This window comes from Escherichia sp. MOD1-EC6475 (assembly GCF_003046645.1).
Lineage (GTDB): Bacteria > Pseudomonadota > Gammaproteobacteria > Enterobacterales > Enterobacteriaceae > Escherichia > Escherichia ruysiae.
Map to the genome: position 1 here is coordinate 1 of NZ_PZKQ01000076.1, position 4195 is coordinate 4195.

The 4195-nt window shown below is 47.1% G+C and carries 4 protein-coding genes and 4 tRNA genes; 7 read left to right on the forward strand and 1 reads right to left on the reverse strand.

What is annotated here, in order from left to right; all coding sequences use genetic code 11:
• Window positions 1-154: 154 nt before the first annotated feature.
• Window positions 155-1183 (forward strand): UDP-N-acetylmuramate dehydrogenase, encoded by a 1029-nt coding sequence (gene murB, locus A7589_RS20775; protein WP_001016701.1) that lies wholly within the window; start codon window positions 155-157, stop codon window positions 1181-1183.
• Complete coding sequence (gene birA / locus A7589_RS20780) at window positions 1180-2145, forward strand: bifunctional biotin--[acetyl-CoA-carboxylase] ligase/biotin operon repressor BirA (protein WP_000654625.1); 966 nt, start codon at window positions 1180-1182, stop codon at window positions 2143-2145. Before murB ends, birA begins: the two co-directional genes overlap by 4 nt.
• 28 nt (window positions 2146-2173) lie before the next feature.
• Here the strand turns inward: birA and coaA are convergent, their stop codons facing one another.
• Window positions 2174-3124 (reverse strand): type I pantothenate kinase, encoded by a 951-nt coding sequence (gene coaA / locus A7589_RS20785; protein ID WP_000023078.1) that lies wholly within the window; start codon window positions 3122-3124, stop codon window positions 2174-2176.
• A 361-nt stretch (window positions 3125-3485) separates the two neighbouring features.
• On the opposite strand from coaA, the gene A7589_RS20795 reads away from it, so the two are divergent.
• The 5 genes from A7589_RS20795 to A7589_RS20815 form a co-directional block, all read left to right on the forward strand.
• Window positions 3486-3561, forward strand: a tRNA-Thr gene (locus A7589_RS20795).
• Window positions 3562-3569: 8 nt separating this feature from the next.
• A tRNA-Tyr gene (locus A7589_RS20800) sits at window positions 3570-3654 on the forward strand.
• Between the two features lie 116 nt (window positions 3655-3770).
• Window positions 3771-3845, forward strand: a tRNA-Gly gene (locus A7589_RS20805).
• Between the two features lie 6 nt (window positions 3846-3851).
• Window positions 3852-3927 (forward strand) — tRNA-Thr (locus tag A7589_RS20810).
• A gap of 114 nt (window positions 3928-4041) precedes the next feature.
• Window positions 4042-4195 (forward strand): GTP-binding protein (locus A7589_RS20815; protein ID WP_001690099.1); only part of this gene is annotated, 154 nt, incomplete at its 3' end.

Sequence of the window (4195 nt, forward strand, 5' to 3'; positions counted from 1 at the left end):
AGAGTAGGGAACTGCCAGGTATCAAATTAAGCAGAAGGCCATCCTGACGGATGGCCTTTTTGCGTTTCTATAAACTCTTCCTGTCGTCATATCTACAAGCCATCCCCCCGCAGATACGGTAAACTAGCCACGTTTTTGCATCAGGAAAGCAGCTATGAACCACTCCTTAAAACCCTGGAACACCTTTGGCATTGATCATAATGCTCAGTACATTGTATACGCGGAAGACGAACAACAATTACTCAATGCCTGGCAACATGCGACCGCAGAAGGACAGCCTGTTCTTATTCTGGGGGAAGGAAGCAACGTACTTTTCCTTGAGGATTATTGCGGAACGGTGATCATCAACCGAATCAAAGGCATCGAAATTAATGATAAACCTGATGCATGGTATTTACATGTGGGTGCAGGAGAAAACTGGCATCGTCTGGTGAAATACACTTTGCAGCAAGGAATGCCCGGTCTGGAAAATCTGGCATTAATTCCTGGTTGTGTCGGCTCATCGCCTATCCAGAATATTGGCGCTTATGGCGTAGAATTACAGCGAGTTTGCGATTATGTTGACTGTGTTGAACTGGCGACAGGCAAGCAAGTGCGCTTAACTGCCAAAGAGTGCCGCTTTGGCTATCGCGACAGTATTTTTAAGCATGAATATCAGGATCGCTTCGCCATTGTAGCCGTAGGTCTGCGTCTGCCAAAAGAGTGGCAACCTGTATTGACTTACGGTGACTTAACTCGTCTGGAGCCTTCAACAGTAACGCCACTACAAGTATTTGATGCAGTGTGCCATATGAGAACGACAAAGCTTCCCGATCCAAAAGTGAACGGCAATGCCGGTAGTTTCTTCAAAAATCCTGTTGTATCTGCCGAAACGGCTAACGCGTTGTTGGCACAATTTCCAACGGCACCGAATTACCCCCAGGCGGATGGTTCAGTAAAACTGGCTGCTGGCTGGCTCATCGATCAGTGTCAGCTAAAAGGGACGCAAATGGGTGGGGCTGCGGTACACCGTCAACAGGCGTTAGTTCTCGTCAATGAAGGCAATGCAAAAAGCGAAGATGTCGTGCAACTGGCACATCATGTAAGACAGAAAGTTGGTGAAAAATTTAATGTCTGGCTTGAGCCCGAAGTTCGCTTTATTGGTGCATCAGGTGAAGTTAGCGCAGTGGAGACGATTTCATGAAGGATAATACCGTTCCACTGAAATTAATCGCGCTGTTAGCGAACGGCGAATTTCACTCTGGCGAGCAGCTAGGTGAAACGTTAGGAATGAGCCGGGCGGCCATTAATAAACACATTCAGACGCTGCGTGACTGGGGCGTTGATGTCTTTACCGTTCCGGGTAAAGGATACAGCCTGCCTGAGCCCATTCAGTTACTTAATGCTGAACAGATATTGAGTCAGCTGGATGGCGGTAGTGTAGCCGTGCTGCCAGTAATTGACTCAACTAATCAGTACCTTCTTGATCGTATCGAAGAGCTTAAATCGGGCGATGCCTGCGTCGCAGAATATCAGCAGGCAGGCCGTGGTCGCCGTGGTCGGAAATGGTTTTCGCCTTTTGGCGCAAACTTATATTTGTCGATGTTCTGGCGTCTGGAACAAGGCCCGGCTGCGGCAATTGGTTTAAGTCTGGTTATCGGTATCGTGATGGCGGAAGTATTACGCAAGCTGGGTGCAGATAAAGTTCGCGTTAAATGGCCTAATGACCTCTATCTGCAGGATCGCAAGCTGGCAGGCATTCTTGTGGAGCTGACTGGCAAAACCGGCGATGCAGCGCAAATAGTCATTGGCGCCGGGATCAACATGGCAATGCGTCGTGTTGAAGAGAGTGTCGTTAACCAGGGATGGATCACATTGCAGGAAGCAGGGATCAATCTCGATCGTAATACGTTGGCGGCCATGCTAATACGTGAATTACGCGCGGCGCTGGAACTCTTCGAGCAAGAAGGATTGGCACCTTATCTTTCGCGCTGGGAAAAGCTGGATAATTTTATTAATCGCCCAGTGAAACTTATCATTGGTGATAAAGAAATATTTGGTATTTCACGCGGAATAGACAAACAGGGCGCTTTATTGCTTGAGCAGGATGGAATAATAAAACCCTGGATGGGTGGTGAAATATCCCTGCGTAGTGCAGAAAAATAAGAAAGGGGAGCATTAGCTCCCCTGCAAATTATTTGCGTAGTCTGACTTCTTCTACCGCATGATTAGCACTCTTCGTCAGGATTAAACTGGCGCGCTCGCGAGTGGGTAGAATATTTTGCTTTAAGTTCAGCCAGTTGATCTCTTTCCACAGTGTCATGGCGGTTTTGATCGCTTCTTCCTTAGTTAATTTCGCATAGTTATGGAAATAGGAATCCGGGTCTGTAAAAGCCCCTTCGCGGAATTTCAGGAAGCGGTTGATATACCATGTTTGAAGTAAGTCTTCAGGCGCATCAACATATATCGAAAAATCGACAAAATCAGAAACAAATACATGATGCGGGTCGTGCGGATAATCCATCCCACTTTGTAAGACATTTAGTCCTTCAAGAATTAGGATATCAGGCTGAACAACGGTTTTATCACCATTTGGGATTACATCATAAATAAGATGCGAGTAAACCGGTGCCGTAACGTTTGGTACACCCGATTTGAGATCGGAAACAAACTTCACCAGACGATGCATATCATACGATTCCGGGAAGCCTTTCTTTTTCATCAGCCCGCGTTCTTTAAGCACTTTGTTGGGATGAAGAAAACCATCGGTGGTGATCAGTTCAACACGGCGATGTTCCGGCCAACGGCTTAAAAGCGCCTGTAATACACGGGCGGTTGTACTTTTCCCCACAGCTACACTGCCTGCGATACTGATAATGTAAGGAATGCGTTGTCCGTTAGTGCCAAGAAACTGTTCCAGAACCGCCTGACGACGCAGATTCGAGCTTATATAGAAGTTCAGCAAACGCGACAAAGGCAAATAGATCTCGGCAACTTCTTCTAACGAGAGATCTTCATTAATACCTTTGAGACGGGCGATCTCATCTTCCGATAACGTCATCGGTACGGAATCACGCAGAGCTGCCCACTGGTTGCGGTCAAACTGTAGGTAAGGCGTCATTAACGTTTGCTCTTTTATACTCATAAGCATGTTTCTGACGGTCATAGCTTTATCGGCAAAGCGATATTTGCCATGGCGCGTCACAGTTCTGTTGAATGGGTTAATGGGCAGGAGGGTAACACCAGATGGGGAGGAATAATAAGAAAAAATCGCTTACGGGAAGCTATCGGTGAAAAGCAATGTGACAGATATTCCATCTGATAAAAAGAATGGTGTTTTAACTGGCGCATATTGTTAAGCAGAACAATGCTGAAAAAATGTGCTAATCTGCTCATTGTTCGACTGTTTCTTCATCGAGTTGTTTAAAATATGACCAACAAAACAAATTATGCAATTTTTTAGTTGCATGAGCTCGCATGTCTCCATAGAATGCGCGCTACTTGATGCCGACTTAGCTCAGTAGGTAGAGCAACTGACTTGTAATCAGTAGGTCACCAGTTCGATTCCGGTAGTCGGCACCATCAAGTCCGGTGGGGTTCCCGAGCGGCCAAAGGGAGCAGACTGTAAATCTGCCGTCACAGACTTCGAAGGTTCGAATCCTTCCCCCACCACCAATTTCGGCCACGCGATGGCGTAGCCCGAGACGATAAGTTCGCTTACCGGCTCGAATAAAGAGAGCTTCTCTCGATATTCAGTGCAGAATGAAAATCAGGTAGCCGAGTTCCAGGATGCGGGCATCGTATAATGGCTATTACCTCAGCCTTCCAAGCTGATGATGCGGGTTCGATTCCCGCTGCCCGCTCCAAGATGTGCTGATATAGCTCAGTTGGTAGAGCGCACCCTTGGTAAGGGTGAGGTCGGCAGTTCGAATCTGCCTATCAGCACCACTTCTTTTCTCCTCCCTGTTTTTTCCTTCTGTTTATTGCATTCAACAAGTCGGGCATGTTGCCTGGTTGATGTGGTGATATCACCGATTTATCCGTGTCTTAGAGGGACAATCGATGTCTAAAGAAAAGTTTGAACGTACAAAACCGCACGTTAACGTCGGTACTATCGGCCACGTTGACCATGGTAAAACAACGCTGACCGCTGCAATCACTACCGTACTGGCTAAAACCTACGGCGGTGCTGCTCGCGCATTCGACCAGATCGATA

What these genes read in the sequence shown, in the direction of transcription:
- murB (WP_001016701.1), top strand. Translation starts at nt 155, where the DNA reads ATGAACCACTCCTTAAAACCCTGGAACACCTTTGGCATTGATCATAAT.
- birA (WP_000654625.1), top strand. Translation starts at nt 1,180, where the DNA reads ATGAAGGATAATACCGTTCCACTGAAATTAATCGCGCTGTTAGCGAAC.
- coaA (WP_000023078.1), bottom strand. Translation starts at nt 3,124, where the DNA reads ATGAGTATAAAAGAGCAAACGTTAATGACGCCTTACCTACAGTTTGAC.